At 36.3% G+C, this 630-nt stretch carries 1 protein-coding gene and 1 pseudogene; both read right to left on the reverse strand.

Features of this window, described 5'->3' with window-relative positions; genetic code table 11:
- Positions 1–305 (reverse strand): annotated as a pseudogene (locus KPC_RS20230) (transposase); the annotation flags it as partial.
- 50 nt (positions 306–355) lie between these two features.
- Positions 356–630: transposase (locus tag KPC_RS20235; protein WP_146196704.1), on the reverse strand; the 275-nt coding region annotated here is incomplete at its 5' end.

Below are 630 nucleotides of genomic sequence, written 5' to 3' on the forward strand. Positions count from 1 at the left end.
GGAATAGGAATATAAGCGCCATATTCCAACTTAGTATTCTCTTGCTTGGTTGGAAATGCAGTTAAACCCTCATAACCTTCGGTTGATTTTAATGAAGATGATGGAGTCTTTAAAGTTGTAATAGATCGAGCCACTTTGTTATATAACATTTTTGCTCGAAGCACTTCAAAAGTATAGCCACGCCCCATTCGGTTCGCTACTCTTGTAATACCATTATGCCCCTCAGTATAAGCATTGGTAATTCTTATTGGCGCATCCCAATAGGTGAATATATCCTCAAAGTGATTATTCACAGTTTTAGCAACGTCACGGAAAGACTTTAAATATTTGGGAATACCTAGGGTCTGTTGACATTTCATAAAGGCAGCCAGAGATAAATACAAGCTAAGGCAACTGCGCTTTGAAAGTTTCGCTTTAGTTTATCAAACCGTGTAGCAATTCCTCGGAATTGCTTCAAACGGCAAAATGTATTCTCAACTAAGTGTCTGATTTTATATAAATACCAGTCCATATGATCATTACTTGATCTTGTGTTTGATTTCTTCCGTATATTCGCTTTAGCACTTCTATTTTTAATCTGCTCTCTTAATATTTCAGAATCATAGCCTTTATCCATACAGACTATTTCAG

Origin of the sequence: Acinetobacter stercoris (assembly GCF_900323515.1) — a bacterium.
Taxonomy (GTDB): Bacteria; Pseudomonadota; Gammaproteobacteria; order Pseudomonadales; family Moraxellaceae; genus Acinetobacter; species Acinetobacter stercoris.